The organism is Bacillus haimaensis, assembly GCF_048270625.1.
Classification (GTDB): domain Bacteria; phylum Bacillota; class Bacilli; order Bacillales; family Bacillaceae_I; genus Sutcliffiella_A; species Sutcliffiella_A haimaensis.
In genome coordinates this window covers 185,397-203,572 of the sequence record NZ_CP158164.1, presented here as the reverse complement: position 1 = coordinate 203,572, position 18,176 = coordinate 185,397, and the positions used below count along the sequence as shown (strand labels likewise).

Sequence of the window (18,176 nt, the reverse complement as noted above, 5' to 3'; positions counted from 1 at the left end):
ATTATAACTCCCTTTTTCGTTTAATTAGATAAGATGGCAGTATTGGCAACAGTGCTATGCTTGTTGCTCCCACAAATACGAGACCTGCATAAAGTGCATATTCAACTGGGAATCCGACATCTCCAAGCGTCAGCCCGAATTGAGAAAGACTGACCATTTTCAATCCTGCAAAAATGAGGTAAGCGAACACGATGCCAATAATGGTTCCTGCACCGGATAAGATGGATGTTTCAAGCAGGACATTAGCCAAAATCTTATTTCTGTTTACCCCAAGGGATCTGAGAATGGATGTTTCCTGTTTTCTTTGATGGATGGAGCTGATGATGGCAAAGACAATAAACAGTCCAGCCAGAACAATGGACACTCCCGTCAGTAAGTATGCGAGATTCTTTCCATAGTCAAACGTTTCGAGAAGCTGTCTGAATGTACGAACTGGGAATATCGCCTGCACCTCATAAATGGAATCCAGTTCCTCTTTCAGACTTGGAATATGGCCGATCTGTTGTGGCTTTATCATTAATGCCGTAATTTCCAGCTCATCTTCCTCATGAGCTTCCTCATGCCCATGCTCATCTTCTTCGTGGTCAGAAGCAGCCTCTTCATTGGCCTCATGCTCCCCGTGCTCTTCTTCGTGCACAAGCCATACACTTTCAATCGGTGTAAAAATTCCTTTATCATCAGCCGTCCCGGTCGGCTCCAATGTGCCAACCACTTTATAAGTAAAATCACCGTGCAGGTCACCATTTTCACCTAAACCATGGTTACCGCTAAAAGTATCACCAACTGATAGATTCGCTTCTTTCGCGACAAACGAACCTAGCACCACGTCCCCAGGCTCTTCAAACCAATCCCCATCAGCTAAATGGAACCGCTCGGCCAATCCTTCCCGATACGGAAGAAAGAAATCCTGTGTCGTCCCAACAATCGGCAACCCATAATAAGAATCTCCCAATGCCAAAGGGACTGCCCTTAGAATCCGCTCATCCTCTTTCATTTCTTCATAGAGATGATAGGGGATGTTACCGATTGGGGCATCGAGGTACATAACGCTGTTCAAGACAAGCTGTGTCGGACTTCCCTCCGCCCCTACAATCAGATCATAGGTGGCAGACTGCTTTTTAATTCCTTGTTCAATACCTGAAGAAAGCATGATAACAAGGAAAGTGAGGGTAACCGCCAAAGTTAGGGCGACAACAGTGAACGATGCATTCAGCTTTCTCCCTTTGATGCTGAGCAGGGTATATTGAAGGACGTTCATCGCAGTACCTCCTTCAACACACCGGAGTAGGATTTGTTGATTTCCTCCATAGTGATCAACCTGGAAAAGCCCTTGGCTATATGTACATCATGTGTTACCGTGATCAGCGTGGTTCCATTGCTTCTACTGATTTCCTGGATCTGATTCATGATATGGATACCTGTTTTGATATCAAGATTGCTTGTAGGCTCGTCCACCAATAGCACTTTTGGATTATTCAGAAGTGCTCTGGCTATTGCAACTCGCTGCTGCTCTCCACGTGACAATTGCATTACTCTGTTCTGCAATCGCTTTTCCAGCCCCAGTTCCTTAAGCAAAGTGATGGCCTTTTCCTTGGCAGTCTTTATTTCCATACTAGAGTTAGCCAGCTGTTGAACAAGAACATTTTCCACAGCTGTCAATGCAGGAAACAGCTGAAACTCCTGAAATACCATCCCGATATTCCTGCCGCGGAATTCATCCCGCTCTTTTTCCGATTTATCAGTGAGCTCCTCACCCAGCAGCTGAATGGTTCCACTTGAAGGCAAAACCAATCCCGATAACAGCCTTAATAAAGTGGTTTTTCCTGATCCGCTTGGACCCATAATAGCTAACTGATCTCCACTATTTACAATCAATGAATCTATATTTAATATTTCTTCCCTTTGTTTATTCACCTGTACATCATAACGAATATTCCGACAAATTACAGCATCTAGCAACTTTCCGTTCTCCCCCTTTGGTGTTCTATTACTGATTCTACCATTTAATTGTTAAGTGGAAATAAAATATTTGTTGAAAGATAGTATTTTCTTGATTTAACTTTTTATTGTTTCTCTGTTTTATTGCTGCAATGTTTAATCCACACCCTATTTATGAAAAAAGAAAGACCCACCTTCCATGAAGATGGGCCCACTAAGTCTAGCTCGTTATTCGATTATCTTTTCTAGTGATGCTGCAATAGCTTCACTTACGGCTGATTGTCCTCCAAATATAGTTACTTGCTTGACTCCTTGTTCTGTCATATAACTAGAAACTACAGTCGGAACAGCATCACCAACCAGTATGATAGCACTGTTATTTTTCGAAGCTAAAACCGCTCCAGTCAATGCATCAGCAAATCCTTTTCCGGTAGCAACATACATATGCTTACTAGATACCCCGAATGCTTTCGCTACTTCTATATTTGTTTCATAGCGATCTCTTCCGCGTAAACGGCTAGCCGAAGGCAACTGATCGGCAATCTCTTCAGGGATCATCGCATATCCACCAACTACAATGCTTTCTGATGCTCCTAACGCATCGATTGCATCCGTAGTAAATTCAGATAATCTTTCAGCTGACGTTAATAAGATTGGCAAACCTTCTCTTGCCGCAAAGCTTGCAACAGAAAGTGCATCAGGGAAGTTTTTACCATTTGCTACCACAACTGTATCTGCTCCATTTGGAGCTACTTGCTCAGAGATTAGTGCTGCAGTATGATATCTGTCAGATCCAGCGATTCGAGTTACCTCTAGCCCTTCACTTTCCAGTTTGGAAGAGATATCATGACTTACCGCACTGCCTCCACCTAGAATTATCACCCTACCAGCACTCAATCTAATAATTTCTTCCATCGTCTCATCTGGTAATTGTTCGCTTCTTGTAAGCAATATCGGCGCTCCCAGTTTATGAGCTAACGGAACTCCAGCTAATGCATCTGCATAGTCGTCGCCACGAGCTAGTACTACAATGTCTGAGGATGTCCAGCCGTTGCGGCTAGTTTCTACTGCAGTATGATATCTGGTCTGACCGGAAATACGATCTAATTGCTCTTGTGAGATAAACAGTTTACCAGCGGCTTCTTGCACTACTTTGTTTCCAGCCACATCGGTTAATACCACCTCAATAATAGCACCTTGTAGGTCTACATTGGTTGGAACGGTCCATGTTCCTCTGTAAACTCCTGGTTCCACTTCTTCCATTGCATTACCAGAAGAAGATTGAGTAGAGATATGGGAAGGAAGCTTAATGGAATAGCTTGCAGTTCCGCCTTCAGATTCACTTCTAAAGGATACTTCCACCTTGTCTCCAGGTTTTACATAAAGATCCGAAGATGGCTTTAAGTCTGTAATCACCGGCGAACTTAGGTTTACCGTTACAGTTCGTTCCAGCGTTGTCACATTTCCTACTGAATCTAAAGCTTCCACTTTAACCGTATGTGTTCCTTCTTCTAGAACTATTCTAGTAGAGAACGCTCCATTCTCTTTCACTTCTACTTCTTCACCATTTACTAGAATCCGATCTAAATTTGCATCAGTTGCAGTTCCATTTACATCTACCACTTCTTTACCGGTTACCATGTTATCAACAGGAGAGGTTACTTCCAGCTGCGGGCCTTCTGTATCCACAATAACAGTAACCTTCTTATCGGCATTCACTTCCCCGGCAAAATTGTTTGCTTTTAAAACAAGCTCATAACTGCCATCTACCAAATCTAGTATCTCTACGCTGAAAGAGCCGTCCTTTTCTGGTAATACTGTTGCAAGCACTTCTTCTCCGTGATGGATCGTGACAGTACTTCGATATTCTCCTGTACCAGTCAAGGTCACTTTTCCATCCGTTGAGATGATTTCTTCTTCATCTGATACCGGAGCTGCCGGTAATTCTTGCACTCCATCTCTTGCCCATTCGATTGCCTGAAGATATAACTGTTTCCCTTGTTCAGTCCATCCTTGTTTCGGACTGATCATATTGTTTACTGCGTATGTGGAGAGTAATAGATGCATATGATTCTTACTTTGGAAATCGTAAGCGATCGTCGCTCCCTTATCCTCTTCATCCACAACCAGATTCGCTAGTGTAATACCCTCATAGTTTTCGAATGTAGCGTAAGGGCTCTTCTCACTATGGATCTTGATTTTTTCTTCATCTAATCCTGAGAAGATTTCATGATCTGTTTGTCTATCTACATAGATGGCACCTTCGTTATAACCGTGTTCTGCTCGAACAGGACTTCCAAAGGCTTTTTCCAGTAGCTGTATGGAGCCATCAACACCCCAAGTATCTACAAACACCAAGCTTGTTTCATTTTCATTACTTTCATCAATAAGTTTTTGTAGCTGCTCTTCCGTTCCGGTATTTGTGTTTACTACTATTACTTCATAGTTGTAAACATCGTCAACAATATCCCAATCACGTTTTTGTGCAGCTAAGCCATTTTCTTCAAGGAAGTCCGTGATGGAAGTTTGAATATCTCCCAGAACGGCAATGTTGAAGTCACTTAGCTTAAAGTTTAATTCAACATTTTCTCCTTCTTTAACGATGATCTCTTGTGTAACTGTTTGATAGCCATTTACTTCAATTTTAATTTCATATTCACCGGCAAGAAGTTCATCAAATTGATAAGCTCCCGCTTCGTTCGTTTCTACTGTTTCTTCATAAAGGCCGGTCTTCTCTGTCAGGGTAACTTTTGCCCCTTCCAGTCCATTGCCTTCTGTATCTGTTACTTTACCGGTGACACTCATGCGGTCTGTCTTTTCCATTTCAAAGTTCAATTCGACTGCTTGGCCAAGTTCCTCGATTAATGCAGTTCCAGTCTGTGGAACGAACCCAGGGATTTGAACTTTCACTTCATGGCTTCCTACCCCTACACCCAGGCGATATTGCCCTTCTCCATTGGTCTCTGTGCTCAATCCTTCGCTTTCAATGGATACGGTCGCCCCAGCTATAGGATTTCCTTCCTTATCTTTGACTGTACCAGTGATTTCACCTAGACTGGCTGAAATTGCCCAGTCAACCGCGTTTGTAAAGATACGTTTTGTATCATCTGTCCATAAAGTCTCTGGATTCCCGTATGCTCCAGCATGTATGCTGGATAATAAAACGTGAACATTGTTTGCAGTTCTAAATTTGTAAGCTACTCCTCCACCAATAGTCCCGTTTGTATCATGCGTTAAATCAGCAATTTTAGTTCCGCTATACTCGGAGAAATAGGACCATTGTTGATTCGCATCACCCCTGTCCAAAATGCGGATGACATCTCCAACTTCATATCCAGCAAAGATTGGATGCTCTTCCAAAACAGTGTAATTAACATGTCCTGGTGAAAAGCCTTGGGTAACCGAAACTGGATCTTGATAAAAGTCACGTAATTCACGAATTGTTCCACTTGCATATTGGCTAGTAAAAATCATACTGATTCCGAAGCTGTCAGCTAAATCTACAAACTCTTTAAACTTAGCTTCCGGCATGCTCGAACTATGTCGATCATTAAAGACTACAAGCGCATATTCACTTAATTCTTCCATTAGTTGATCCGTTTCTGTATTAACCCATGGTATGGCTTCGTACCCTTGCTGCTCCAACACGGTTACGAACCTGCCAGCATTAAGACTTGTTCCGACTACAGCAATCTTTTCGGAAATACTTAATGTGAAGTTCAATGTTTCTTCTTGATCAATTTCCACTACAACAGGTACTACTTGAGGAGTATATCCGTTTGCAGTGACCCGGACCTGATACTCGCCAGCTGGAGCTTGCAGTTCATAGTACCCATCTTTATCTGTTGTTGTCTGTAAAGGAGTTCCATCCAACTGGATTTTCGCACCTTCCAGACCACTGTTTGTGTCTTCTGCTTTTATCTGCCCTTTAATGAGGCCGGCATTGTCAGATGTCAGTACGAATGTCTGCTCTTTGCTTTCTCCACGTACCACATCCACTACAAAGCTTTCTGATTCATGTCCGAAAGCTTCCACATTCAACGTATATCTGCCTGTGTCAAGCGCCAGGAAGAATGAACCATCCTGTTCCGTTTGGAATGTATATCCTGTTTCCTGTACGGTAACGGTAGAGAAAACACTGCGGTCAAAATTGTTATTCACTTGACCATGTATTTCCCCGACCAACGGCTCTTTATTATCGAGGGCCCAAGTCAGAGCGTTATTTACGATACGCCCACGATTTTCATCCGGTTCGCCGTTCTCTGTTAAACCATATCCGAATGTCATATTGGATAATAGGACTTCCACACTGTTCATTGTACGTCCACCATAAGCCACGAAACTTCCAAGTTCCCCTTGGCCAGGATGGGATACTGTCGCTACTGTTTTCCCTGTATATCCTTCAAATCCGTGATAATATCTGCTTTCAAATTCGAATTGACCATTTTCATCTGTTTTGACACCATCTAACAATGGGTGGTCCTCAATAACCTTTACAGTCGATGCCTTCTGTGAGGACGGTGTACTGCCCATATGCTCCATAGCCGGATCTCCCAGATAATCCACTAGGAAACGAATACTTCCTCTTGGACCTCCATTACCAGTCCAAATGACAGGAGTTTCAGTCCGGTCTAGTTCTTTTATGAAGTCTAGGAATACCTGCTTTTCAGGATTTAAGTTATTGTTATAATCTGAATTCGCAAATATCAGATCATAATCAGCGATTCTGTCCAGGTCTGTATAATAGAGATCCTCCACTATATACCCTCTTGGAGTTAAATACTCCTTCAAATCAACAACTGAAGAGATCTGCCCATCAACAATGACTCCGATTGTTGGAGATGGCTTCATTTTTCGTTCAAAAACAGTTGCTTCCTTGTCTTTGATCTCTACATCAAATTCCTGAAGGACATATCCTTCCTTGTTTACAATCAGAGAATAGGTACCAGGCTCCAAATGCTCAATAGTGAAGGTTCCGCTGACATTTGTAGTCGCCTCTCTCGGTAATCCTTCTACCTCAATGTGGACACCCTGGATTCCTTCTAGTGTGTTTTCATCGAAGAATTTCCCTTCTAACGAGCCGTTGTTCTCCTGTGAAGCCATTTCTACTGTAAACTGCTCTAAGTTTTCATCCAATGTCACAGACTTTGTTTGCGTTTGGTAGCCGAATGATTCAATTTCCAATTCATAGGTACCATCTAATGCCGCAATACTGAAGAAGCCTGTTTCAGGGTCTGTCCAAGAACCTAACCCTTCGCCCTTCACTTTGACATTTGCATGAAGAGGATTTCCTTCTTCATCCGTTACATACCCCTCTATAGCATTGTATTCAACGTAAGCTGCCCATAGTAAGGCTTTAACGAATATATCCTTTCCATTTTCCGTGTAATGCCTGTTGTCATGAGTAAAGGAAATACCATGCCCACCCATTAACAGTTCCATGCTTGTAGCTGTTCTCGGTTTATATCCAATACCTAAGCCATGAACATCTTCATGTGCTTCGTGCTTGATATATGCTAAAGGATAGCCTGAATAGCCTTCAAAAGAAGCAACATCACTGCGGTTCGGTAATAGGATGTCAACAAAATCCCCTGGCTTCAAGTCTCCAAAAATAGGATTCTCTTCAATTACTTCGTAACCTGCCGAGCTATTGTAGTCTCGATGTTGTGTACGTGACTCCGGATCCTTGAATCTGTTCACAAGATGATTCAACCCTGATCCAGACCAATAATTATCACCAAAGATAACACTTACTTCATGCTTGTCTGCTTCTGCAAGGAATCCTTCCAAAACTTCCAATGTCACACTGCTTGTGGATTGATCATTAAAGAATACGACATCCAAGTTAGGCAATTCAGATAAGATATTACTGATTGAAGAATAGTTTGTCGCTTCTATTCCGTCCTCCGCCAGTAAATCTCTCAAGGATCCAAACGATCCATCCCCAATGATCCCTACTTCAGGTGAAGGATAAATCTCGATATCCAACTGAATAGGTTCACCTGCAACATTTATGGTTTGTGTATAGGTTACATGGTCTCGCAGCACTATTTTCAGCGTATATGCTGCTTCATTCAAACCTGTTATTTCATAAGCACCATTGATGGAGCTTACTTCTTCTGCGACGAGGTTGTTCTCTTCGTCGTATAAGTTGATTTCAACATATGGTATTGCCTGACCAGTAATTTTATTCGTAACTTGTCCGGAAACTGTACCACTATTAGATACTTCCATCGTTACATCTTTTATTACCGGCTCTCCATTTTTGAACTCGACTGTCGCTTCCTGCATGGCGTATCCGGATTTTCGGAATGCAACCGTATATGAGCCTTCATCATGGAACAATTCAAAAGAACCATCGGTTGATTTTGTGGATACACCAGTTTCCACAACCTCTACGGTTACTTCCAATGGATTGCCGTCTGCATCGACAACAGAACCGGAAATCCCACCAAATTCAGCATCCATCACATAATTGATACCGTTCAACAAGATTTGCTGTTGTGTAGGCAACCAACCATTGAATGGAGATACCCATGGAGAAGCTGCATGAGTCGAAAGAAGTAAATGTGCACTGTCTACTGAAACGCCTTTATACGCTACACCCGACCCTACAAATCCGACTCTCGTGCTTCCGACTGTTGCCAAGTGACGGCCGGAATATTGATTAAACCAGGCAAAATCTCCGTTAGAGTGGATATCGTAATTGCTGTCTTTCTCCAAACCTGCCATTATTGGATGCTCTTCATCCACACGTAAACGGATTGTTGCACTTTCGTAATCTGAGTTATATTGTGCCGGGTCATTCCTGAACTCCCAAAGGTGTCTCAAGCTTCCATAACTGATGCCCCATGTATCTGCAAATACAACACTGACTCCTTTTTCCTCTGCTGCGGAAACGAGCTCTTCAAATTTTTCTTCTGTTGGTCTTTCCCCCATCGAAGTATAGGCACCATTCATGTAAAGAACTTGATAGCTGCCAATTTCATCGATGACATCCCATCCACGCTCTTCAGCAGGGATGTTATTATTGTTCAAGAAGCGGACAATTTCTCCATTGTAGTCATCCAAAACGACAACGTCCACAGGTGTCATTTCGAATGGTACAGCTGTATTTTCCCCTGCCTTGACTGTTACTTGAAGTACTTGATCTACATACCCTGCCAAGGAGAATTGCACATCATATGTTCCTTCATATATTTCTGAAAAATTATATTTTCCATCTTTATCTGAACTAGCTTCAAGTGGTGTGTCATTCACTTTAATGGATACACCATCGAGTGGAAGTCCAGATCTCTTATCTTTAATATCACCTGAAAATGACCCAAGTGCTGCCGGCTCAAGTTCAAAGTCTTTTTGAATGTCATAGCCTGTGACAAATGTAACTTTTTCTACAATCTGCTTGAGTCCGTAATAAGCAACTTTCACATCATAGGTACCTGGTTGAATGTTTATCGCATAGTTTCCATTTTCATCTGCTTCAGTTGACTTTCCTGTTCCAACGATGGTTATTTTTGCTGGAACCCCTTCTCCGTCAGCATTTGTAACAGAACCGGATAACAAACCAGGCGCTTCAAAGCTTGATACTCCTGTATGATCTGCTACCACAATCTGGCCATCAGTGATGGCAACCCCTGAAGTGCTTACGTTTTTCAGATTATAGGTTTGAAGTTTTTCTCCAGAAAATACATCGAGCACTTGGAGATTGGAAGAAAGATCTGTGACAAATAAATAGCCATTTCCAGACACTGCTCCACTATTCACCATCATACTTCCGATATCCGTAGCCCAAACAAGCTCACCAGAAGTTTTGTTAAACGCTTTGACAACTGGTTTTACAGAAGAGCCGATGATGACAAGGTCATCATATACAATTGGAGAACCAGCCTGGGTATCACCTATATCTGCTGCACTCCACAATTTATTACCAGTGGCAGCATCGAAGGCATTTAATGTACCTGATTGATTATTGAAGTTTACGCTTACTGCATAAACAACCCCATCCACATAAACCGGACTCGATGCGAATCCTTCTTTTTCCAAAGCTACTTTCCACTGCTCAGAACCATCTGAAAGCGAAAGTGCGGTTAAATGTTTAGATTCATACGTTCCGACATATAACAACCCTTCACCTATGGCACCGCCGAAGAAAGACCCATCCCCTACAGCTTTTTCCCATACCATCTCACCAGTTTCCGCATCAAGCGCAACTGCTTTTGCGTCCGCTTCCATGTAAGAAGTGATGTATAGGATCCCATCATGGTAAATCGGTGCTTCATAAATTGCCGGAAAATCAACTTTCGCTGTCCATTTTGTCATGCCTGATTCTAAATCAATAGCATAAATCTTACTATCCGAACCACCTGCCACATAAACGACACCATCGACAACTGTCGGAGTGGAACGGTTTGTATTACCTGTCCTGATGGACCATAATTCTTCCCCAGTGCGTTGGTCCACAACCTCCACATATCCGCGGTCGGTGGTGAATACTACTTTACCCTCCGCAATAACAGGTGAACTGAATAATACTTGTCCACTTGACTCATAAAACCAGGAAGATACTAATTTCTCTGCATCGACTTCCGCAGAGGTCACTGCATTCCTTGAGAAATTATTTTTGGAAGTAGCCCAATCATCCAGTGCGGTGATTTTCGTGGAAGCTACCTCAAAGTCAACGGTTGTATTTTTATTTACCAAGATTGTTGCAGACTTTTGTTTAATCCCCTGACCGGTCACTACGATCGTATATTCATTCTCCGGGACACTTTCAATCAGATACTTTCCTTCTGAATTTGTCCTTACTGTTTCCAGTGGCGTATCCATTACTCGAACATAAGCATAAGGGACAGGTTCACCATCTGTATTTTTAACGGTTCCCTCTACATTGAATCTTTCTGCCTTTTCCAGTGCCCATGCCTTATCCAGCACCTCGCCTTTTTTCACTTCCAGGGTTTCTGTTATAGCATGGAACCCAAAGGAATCGACTTCCACGTCATGCGTGCCTTCGCGAACCTTGAAGCTGAATTGGCCATCCTCTTTTACTTCTATGCGCAAGTCTTCTTCTGGAAGGAAGATCTCACCTGCAATCGGATTGCCTTCTTTATCTTTCAGGGTCCCCCGGATTTCTCCCGCGTACGCTGCTTCTGTCACAGCCTGGTACACGTTGACAATACCATGACCAAAATTATCATTTGGTAGCGTACCCATATGACTTTCTGTCCGCGCTGTTCTTTCCAGAAGATCAGCAACTTCATCAATGGTCAAATCAGGCTGGCTTTGTAAAATAAGTGCAATCGCTCCAGTAACATGAGGAGCTGCCATGGATGTTCCACTTATCGTGTTATAGCCTCCACCTGGCCATGATGAATATATTTGATGACCCGGAGCGGTTACCTCAGGCTTAATGTATCGCACTTGTTCTCCATTTTCATTTGGCCAAGAAACTGGACCTCTACTTGAAAATGAAGCAATCTGATCATTTATATCGGATGCCCCGATCGCAAAAGCTTCGGGAAAGCTTCCCGGAGATCCTATGGTTTGAGCGCCTGGCCCTTCATTTCCTGCAGAAAAAAGAGGGAATATTCCAGCTGCGACCCATGCACGTACCCCTTCTAAAAATTCAGTACGATAAGTATCGGCACTTCCCCAAGAATTATTGACCACATCAGGCGCTTTACTTGGATCACCACCAGGAGCTAAAAACCATTCGAATGCTTGGTGAATGGCGGATGCAGTTGTACCGCCTGAATCGTTGAAGATCTTGGCAGCTATCCACTCAGCACCCGGGGCGACCCCGATCGGTTCCCCTGCTCCGCCACCAACTGCAGTCCCGGCAACATGCGTTCCATGGCCATGGCCATCTTTCGGGGAAGAGTATTCAGATCCTGATAAATCAATCCAGGAATATTGATGGTTTCCATCACGGCCACGGTAGTTATGCTGGAGCGCTTCATGTTCTCCTTCAACACCAGTATCCATGATACCAACCACAACGCCTTCACCCTGGAGTTCATATTCCCCCCATACTTTTGGAGCAAATATTTTTTCCAATCCCCACTCCGGTAGACGCGGAGGGGAATCTTCCACTAGTACTTCGGGAACTTGAAATTCCCTATCCAACGTAATACGCTTCACATCTTCTCTTTGGGCAATAGTCTCTAATGCCTCTTTATTGATGGTTGCGGAGAGTCCGTTGATTACCCAAAACGATTGGATATTACTTACCATCTTTTTACTCTCTAAATCTTGCAATTGTTGCAATAGCTTGCTTTGAGAAGCTTTGGCAACACTTTTTAACTCATCAATGACTGTACCTACGCGATCCGTTTTATTTTCAAGTGTAGAAACAGTAGTCGATAATTCCTTCATATCAACAGATTCCTGTAAACGGATAATGACATTGACCGATCCTTCAGAATCTAGTTCATTGATAATATCTGTTTCTACTTTCCCTTCCATTACAAAATCATCTTCATCATATTCAGGTTCAGAAGATAGGTCGATTCCATCCAGCAGGCTTGGAATCCCATTTTCTGAAGCTTCCCCATTCGTTTCTTCTGAATTATTTTGAACGCTTTTCTCTCTTTCCTTTTCCAATTGCCTTTCTTGTTCGACAGTCAACCTGGTGGAATCATTAGGAATCTCGGCTCCGACCATGTTCGGTAATAATAAACTGGTAATGAGCAGAAAAATCATAAACAGTGAAATAGATTTCCGTTTTTTCTTCGAGTAATATGTACTCAAGTCTTTCGCACCCCCAATTTTTTCTAAAAGAAGACTAGATTCCTGCATCCCCCTTTCCATCACTCAGCTAAACTAAAACAGTTAATCTCTTATTAGCTCTAGTTGATTGAAAGGAAGAATGATGACAAATCAGGATGTAGAAACAACTCTTCATTTGTAGAAAAACTTTACATGGTGAATGCTATAAGGAAAAACATACTCATCTCAACTTGTTATTTCGACAACAGAAAAGAATATCCTACTAAAAGTTTATGCAATATTTAAAATATTTAATAAATGGTAAATTTGGATTATATAAGAAAAAAGTGCGCTCCATCTTTTGGAGCACACTTTCATTATTACCTAACTATATTTTCCAACTCCCTCATTACTTCTTTTGAAACGGCAGCCTCTCCACCAAAGATAGTGAAGCGATAGATTTCATTATCTTTTATATACTCTTTCATCAAAGAAGGAACAATTTCGTTCACAAGTAGCACTCCACTATCATTCTTTGCAGCCAAGGTTGCACCCGTTAAAGCGTCTGCAAACTGTTTACCAGTTGCCACAAAGTAATGATCTCCCCCTGCTTTAAAATGCTCAAATACTTTAATATTCGTTTCATATCGATCGCGGCCTCTCACTCTTACCGCATTTGGCAACAAATTTTTCACTTTTTCCGAAACGGCAGCTGTTCCACCAATTACCACAGTTTCTTCAACCTTAAATTTCTCCATCACCCTACTTGTCGCTTCAGGCAATTCATCTGTACGTGTTAACAGTATCGGTGTGCCTTCTTTTGCTGCAAATGAAGCTACTGATAGAGCGTCCGGGAAGTTAGCACCGCTTACCACAACAGCCTTTTTATTGGTAGATCCTAAACGCTCTGCAATCAAGGCGGCAGTATCGTACCTGGTTGGTCCTGAAATTCTATCCACCTCTACCCCTAACCCATCTAACTCTTCTGCTATACTATCGTCAACAGCTGACTTTCCTCCTAAGATAATTACTCTTTCCGCTCCTAAACGTACTATTTCTTCTTTTGTAGCCGGAATTAGGCTATTTGTTTTCGTTAATAAAACAGGTGCTCCAAGCTCATGGGCTAAAGGTATTCCAGCTAGCGCATCTGCATAGAAATCACCTCTGGCTAAAACTACAACATCTGCTGACTCAAAGCCCTCTTTACTAATTTCCACTGCTGTTTCATACCTGGTTTTTCCTCTTAGCCTATCCACTCTCTCATGAATCAGGTTGAGTGAACCTTTCGCTTCCACACTAGTTTTATTCCCAGCAACATCTTCATGTTCCATGGAGAATTTGGCACTGGAGAAGCTTGCATCAATCGGAACCATCCAATTCACCTCATATACAAAAGGCTCCACTTCTTCCATGACCAACTCCTCGAGAACTGTATTTGTTTCATCTTTAATGATCAAATTAGCCTTACCGCCTCTTGTGTCACTTGTGATGGAAATCTTTATGCTATCTCCTGGATACTTGTAAATGTCTTCCGAAGGACTTATAGCACTTATTACAGGGGCAACTGTATCCAAGTAGACTTCAATTGATCCCATCTCTTCATTTCCAGCTAAATCCCTTGCTTCCACAACGATTTCGTTCAATCCTTCATTCAACTGCACTTCATGACTAAAGCTGCCATTTTCATTTACTGTTACCTCTTCACCTTGAATGAACACTGTATCAAGGTAAGTATCGATTACAGAACCGGTTACAGTAATGTTCTGTTCATTTGTTGACATTCCATTTTCAGGAGAGTCAATAGAAACATTTGGTTTTACAGCGTCTTTTATTACTGTTAGAGGGTTGGATGGGGAAGATTCCACTTCTCCATTTGTTCTTGTGGCTGTAAATTTATTCTCTCCCTCATTTATATCCACTTCCACTTCAAATTCCTGATTAACAGCTTCTGTTGTAGTTACCAGGACGTCGTTATTATAAATATTCACTATTCCATCCTCTTCAACAGTACCAGAAATGGAATACGTTTCTTCATTTAAATGTACGTTTTCAAGATATCCGTTCAGAGTCGGTGCATTTAACATATAATACAGATGGGACCGAATCATGAAGTTTCCATTTGAGGACCCTAATTTGGAAAACACACCCGTGTTGTCCATTTGATAGGAACGATCTGCAAAAGGTGAACTTTCATCAATCCCCACTCCCGGAACATTTGGGAAGTCACCTGTTTGAAGAACGACTACAAAATAGTCCTTATCGGTCATATAATCGAATTCGCTTAAATCCACAAAATTCCATTGACCCCTTTCACCGTTGACCGTTGTCGGGGCAACAACTCTTTTTCCTGGATTCCCATCTTCATTACTTTCATGAACTGCAACGGAGAACTGATTACCTCCAGGCATTGGCCAGTTCGCTTCCCATAAGTAGACGCTGACGCCGGCTAATTTTGCTGATTTTTCAGGTGTCATCTTTGTAGCAAAGCCATACCCTGCACTATAGTAAGCCTTTGCATTTTCTGCAGTTCCATCATCGTAGGAAATAGCCTGACCTGGAAATGGCGTTAATTCCACTGGCACAATGGAGCTTTCTCCACCATTAACTTCCACTGTAAGACTCTTATGCTGGTAGTTCGGTAAGGATAAACTTAAAGTATAGGTTCCTTCCAATACATCCGCAAAGGTATAATTTCCATTCTCATCGGTTTCTGCCACAGGAAGTCTGCCATCCTCCAAAACTTTTACCTTAACACCATGAATGGCTTCCTGTGTCCTTATATCCACCACATTTAATGAAATTTCTCCTCTAGGAATCTCAGCTAACAAGAAATTCTTCTCAATTATCTCTTCTTCCTGCAGCACAAATTCTTCCTGTTGCTTGTAATATCCATAAGACTCTACTCGCAGTGTGTACGTTTCTCCTTCAGGTGTAGGTCGATGCAGAATATGGTAGGATCCATCTTCCAAACTAGTCTTTACGGTTCTACCTGTTTCCACAACAGTGACAAATGCTTCAACTGGCAATCCGCTCTGATTATTAGTAACCGCCCTGGTATTTTCCATCTCCTGGATTGGTTTGAAGTTCGCCTTATCTACGGTTATTTTTGTATCAGACAGCTCTGTTGCTTCTACCGTATTACTAGTGATGGACAACTCATCAATATACCAACCAGCATGATTGATCTTATCATCAGAGGTGAATAGTAGTGCGACAAACACTTGATTTTCAGAGCCTGCAAATTGATCCAGGTTTACCGTAAGTTCTTCCCATGTTCTTTCCCTTCCTGTAAATGTAGCTGCTTCATACCATTCGTCACTTTCAATATCGTTTGTAACCAGCACTTTAGCCGTGTCATAGGTATACTCAATATCAAACCAATGCTTAAAGGAAAGCGCAGCATTTTCTGCGTTCCTTATGTCCACTGGTGGAAACTGCAGCAAACTATTCGAATTATTAGAGTAGTTGCTTGTCAGCTTAGTAGCTACCAGATTTTCTCCACTCCTTGGGGTTGTTCCAACAGTCGGCGCTCCCCATTCCCAATCACCATAAAGCAGCATTCCATCTAAATAGTGTTCAAAATTAAATTCAAATGGTTCATTCGGATTTATCCCAAAGCTGATTTCCACATCGAATATTTCCGTCTCAGCTTCATTCCCACTGAAATCCACCGCTTTGATCATATATTGAAAGCCTGGATCATTCACAAATTCCATTGGTACTTCCACTTGATAATTTCCATTCATAAAGTCTCCGGAAGTCCGTGTATGCTCCACGATTTGCCAATCTGATTGTTCATCCTGCCTTACGTATAAATCTGCCTGAACGACTGAAACATTATCGGTAATTTGTGCATCAAGGACGACATCCAAACCTTTATAACCAAACTTGAAAGGCTTGTGCGTGATAACCGGAGCTTCCTCATCCACTCCCTGCTTCAATACTTGCCCTGAAATACCACCAATACCGGAAGCTATAGAAGCAACCGCTTCGTACGCATTTACCAGTCCATTCCCGTATCCGTGGTTTGGCGCCGTCGGATATTGGCTATCTGTAAGTGGAATCGCCGTTTCATTGATTATCCCTTCAAGGCGATCTACCGTTAAAGATGCGTCAACTGATCGTAAAAGCGCTGCAACACCTGAAATATGAGGAGCCGCCATGGAGGTTCCATTCCAACCGCCTTCATACCCTGTTGGTACGGAAGATCTAATATTAACACCGGGTGCAGCAATATCTGGTTTAAGATCATCCGCATAAGGGCCCGCACCTACACTTGAGAAGCTTCCTCTCCTATTTTGACTGTCCGTAGCTGCGACAGCATAGCTTTCCGGATAGTTCCCGGGTGCACTTACTTTATTCGGATACGCATTTCCTGCTGAAAATACCGGAAGGATACCTGCATCTCTCCACGCCTGGACCATCGGACGATACCATTCATCCAAGCCGGCTCCGCCTCCCCAAGAATTGTTTACAATATCAGGAGCCAAATTTGGATCTCCATTCGGCGCTAGCATGAATTGTCCTGCGGCTAGCAGCCAGGAATCCTGTCCACCTTGTTCCGTGAATGCTCTAGCTGCAATCCACTTGGCACCTGGAGCGACACCAATTTTGTTATTCCCGGCAGGATCCTGACCTAATATTGTCCCTAAAACATGACTACCGTGTGGAATAGAAGCGAGATCATAAGGCATACTTTGATTCGAAACTGCATCAAACCAATTTCCTACAGGGTTTGGGTTATTGGGATCCAGAGGATTATACCCACGCCACTTTTCTTTTAGGGCTTCATGGGACCAATGGGCACCTGTATCAATCGTCCCGACTACTACCCCACTACCATCAATTCCAAATTCATTCCATACTCTAGGGGCTTCTACTTGATTGATGTTCCACTCTATACTGCTATCGCCCTCTTGCATGAAACTCTCGTCCATAGCTTGCTGAATATTTTCTTCCATTTCGCTTGAAGACATTTCCGGCCAATCAATATTAATCTTGGAGTCAAGCCTGACACTTGCAACCTCCGGATGATTTTTCAACTCTTCTAAAACGTCCTTTGTTGCTTTCACGTATACGACATTCATTATGTAAAAGCTTTTCACATCTTTTACATGTTCACTCTTTTCTAGCGATTGAAGTAAGGAATTTTGTGTGATTTCTGCTGTGGATTTTAATGCGTCAACAACTGCATAGCGAGTCTGGAGGTTTTGTTGGAAGGGAGAAACATGTTGTATAGCTTTCATCTGTTCCCTCGCTTGGGTTGCAACTGCTGTAGTATCTACTTGATCCTTCATTTCAACTAACAATTCGACATATTCATTTTCCCTAAAAGCTTCTGTCACCTCTTCACTTACCGTTACTTTCTGATTTCCATCCTTGGACTTTAGAAATATCTCGGCTTCATTCGCTCCTCTTGCCCCAACAGTACCAATCATTGTACTAAAAATTAGGAAAAAGGATAAGAGCGACGCAATCAAAGGCTTTCTAATTTTTCTCCTTCGCTTCACTTAACACACTCCTCTATTTTTTCA

General features: G+C 42.4%; 4 protein-coding genes. All 4 read right to left on the bottom strand.

Annotated features, from left to right (window positions below):
* Window position 1: 1 nt before the first annotated feature.
* The 4 genes from ABN702_RS00890 to ABN702_RS00875 all read right to left on the bottom strand — a co-directional run bounded on the left by ABN702_RS00890 (window position 2) and on the right by ABN702_RS00875 (window position 18,152).
* Window positions 2-1,258, bottom strand: coding sequence for an ABC transporter permease (locus ABN702_RS00890; RefSeq protein ID WP_417899001.1), 1,257 nt, complete (start codon window positions 1,256-1,258; stop codon window positions 2-4).
* Window positions 1,255-1,959, bottom strand: coding sequence for an ABC transporter ATP-binding protein (locus tag ABN702_RS00885; protein ID WP_417899000.1), 705 nt, complete (start codon window positions 1,957-1,959; stop codon window positions 1,255-1,257). The genes ABN702_RS00890 and ABN702_RS00885 overlap by 4 nt, the downstream gene beginning before the upstream one ends.
* 207 nt (window positions 1,960-2,166) lie before the next feature.
* Window positions 2,167-12,684 carry a carboxypeptidase regulatory-like domain-containing protein gene (locus ABN702_RS00880; protein WP_417898999.1) on the bottom strand — a complete coding sequence of 3,506 codons (10,518 nt, stop codon included), beginning with the start codon at window positions 12,682-12,684 and terminating at the stop codon, window positions 2,167-2,169.
* A 338-nt stretch (window positions 12,685-13,022) separates the two neighbouring features.
* Window positions 13,023-18,152, bottom strand: a complete 5,130-nt coding sequence (locus tag ABN702_RS00875; protein ID WP_417898998.1) for a cell wall-binding repeat-containing protein — start codon at window positions 18,150-18,152, stop codon at window positions 13,023-13,025.
* Window positions 18,153-18,176 lie beyond the last annotated feature (24 nt).

What these genes read in the sequence shown, in the direction of transcription:
- ABN702_RS00890 (WP_417899001.1), bottom strand. Translation starts at nt 1,258, where the DNA reads ATGAACGTCCTTCAATATACCCTGCTCAGCATCAAAGGGAGAAAGCTG.